Origin of the sequence: Streptomyces sp. NPDC004667 (assembly GCF_040609475.1) — a bacterium.
Lineage (GTDB): Bacteria > Actinomycetota > Actinomycetes > Streptomycetales > Streptomycetaceae > Streptomyces.
This window is the reverse complement of record NZ_JBEXKC010000242.1, coordinates 1-2,214: the sequence shown is the minus strand read 5'-3', so window position 1 is coordinate 2,214 and position 2,214 is coordinate 1. Positions and strand designations below refer to the sequence as shown.

Genomic DNA, 2,214 nt, shown 5'->3' with positions numbered 1-2,214 from the left:
GCCTTCGGCCACCCTTGACAGCCCGTCCCGCCACGGAATGCCAAAGACTGTCGGGAAACCCCCAAAAGAACGGTCCACGGGTTCATGAGCGAGGGGCGGGCATCCCAGAGATGTGCGAGCCATCTCCGGCCCATCCCGCAATCCGCCCCCATGAGCGTGTCGGTCCATGGCCCGGGCCGAACCAGACCGCACGAAACGGCGACCAGAGCGCCCAACCACGACATCGGGACGGCGCACGCGTCAGATCGCTACGCGCTTCACTCGGTATGGCGTCTGCGGTCCGTCTGGGGCTGGACATAAGCCGCCCACGGTTTAGGGGGCTCTTTGGGCACGCGAGTGCGGGCTGGGTGGGGAAAGGGGGGAGTGGTCACGCCCTTCCACTCTCAAGGTATAGCGGGCAGGGGGGATTGCGGCAAGGCCCGGGGTGTGTCGCAGAATCGCCAACCTGAGCCACAGCCAAGGGAAATGGGCGTCACGGATGCGTGTGTTGTTGTCTGCGTACGATTCGCGCGGGGGAGTCGAGCCGCTCGTGGGACTCGCGGTGCGGTTGCTGGAACTCGGAGCCGAGGTGCGGGTGTGCGCGCCGCCGGACGAGGAGTTCGCCAGGCGGCTGGCGGCGATCGGTGTGGAGATGACCCCCACCGGACAGTCGGTGCGCGACTTGGTGACCGGTAAGACGCCGCCGTCGGCAGGCGGCGTACCGAGGCGTGCGGCCGAGCTGGTCGCCGCGTTCTACGAGCAGGCCAGTGTCGCTGCCGAAGGGTGCGACGTACTGGTGGCGACCGGCCTCGTGCCGGCCGTGGCCGGCGTGAAGGCCGTTTCCGAGAAGCTGGGCATCCCCTACATCTACGCCAGCTACCAGCCGGTGAGCCTGCCGTCCCCGCACCACCCGCCGATGGCGCGCCCGGGACGTCCGCTCGCGCCGGACGTGACGGACAACGGCGAGCTGTGGGAACAGGACGCCCGGGACGCGCAGGAGGTGTTCGGGGAGGCGATCAACACCCACCGGGTGTCGATCGGCCTGGCGCGGCTGGACAACGTCCGCGACCACGTCTTCACCGACCGGCCGTGGCTGGCCACGGACCCGACCCTGGCACCGTGGCAGCAGCCGGCGGATCTCGATGTCGTGCAGACCGGTGCCTGGGTCCTCCCGGACGAACGTCCCTTGCCCGCTGACCTGGTGGAGTTCCTGGACGTCGGTACGCCGCCGGTCTACGTGGGCTTCGGAAGCATCCCCATGCGCGATCCGCAGGACGTCGCCCGCGTGGCCATCGAGGCCATCCGCGCACAGGGACGCCGCGCGGTCCTCTCCCGTGGCTGGGCCGACCTGGCCCTGATTGATGACCACGACGACTGCTTCGTCGTCGGCGAGACCAACCACCAGGCCCTGTTCCGCCGCGCGGCCGCCGTCGTCCACCACGGCGGTGCGGGCACGACGGCCACCGCCACATGGTCCGGCGCACCCCAGGTGATCGTGCCCCAGGGGGCCGACCAGCCCTATTTCGCCGGCCGCGTGGCCGACCTGGGCATCGGCGCGGCCCACGACGGCCCGACCCCGACGGTCGAGTCCCTGTCCGCCGCACTCAAGACCGCCCTCACCCCCGAGACCAGCGCCCGAGCCACCGCAGTGGCCGCCGCGTTCCAAGCCGACGGAGCGGCGACAGCCGCCAAACTCCTCTACAAAACCGCCCACCAGAGCTCCACCGGACTCTGACGACGACAAAGTCGTCCTCACAGTCCGGCAGGCAGCACCGGCCGTCATCGAGAGCCCGTCCAGCATCCCAAAAGCGACAAACGGTCCGTGCTCGCTGGGACAGACAACCCGCGCTCGCGTGAGAGATCGAGCCCCTGGACCGTGGGCGGCTTATGTCCAGCCCCAGACGGCCGCCGGACGCCAAGCCGTGCGAAGCGCGTAGCGATCCGGCGCGTCTGCCGTCCCGGGGGCGTGGCTGGACGATCCGGTCGCCGTTTCGTGCGGTCTGGCACGGCCCGGGCTTGGGGCCGAGGCGCTTATGGGGGCGGACTGGAGGATGGGCGGGAAAGGGCTCGCACATCCCTGAGCCGCCCGCCCCTCCCTCACTTCCCCCGTGACCGTTCTTTTGGGGGTTTCCCGACAGTCTTTGGCATTCCGTGGCGGGACGGGCTGTCAAGGGTGGCCGAAGGCCATCGCGAAGCGACGCGACCGCAGGGAGCGCCCTTGACACCCCCCCCCCA

At 70.1% G+C, this 2,214-nt stretch carries 1 protein-coding gene; it reads left to right on the top strand.

Annotated elements, in window-relative coordinates:
- Positions 1-478 precede the first annotated feature (478 nt).
- The gene (locus tag ABZW32_RS39705) at positions 479-1,714 is read left to right on the top strand and encodes a glycosyltransferase (protein ID WP_356225774.1); all 1,236 of its coding nucleotides are present in this window, start codon (positions 479-481) and stop codon (positions 1,712-1,714) included.
- The last annotated feature ends 500 nt before the right edge of the window (positions 1,715-2,214 follow it).

Bases quoted from the DNA above. Each gene is read 5' to 3' on its own strand.
- ABZW32_RS39705 (WP_356225774.1), top strand. From the start codon at position 479: ATGCGTGTGTTGTTGTCTGCGTACGATTCGCGCGGGGGAGTCGAGCCG.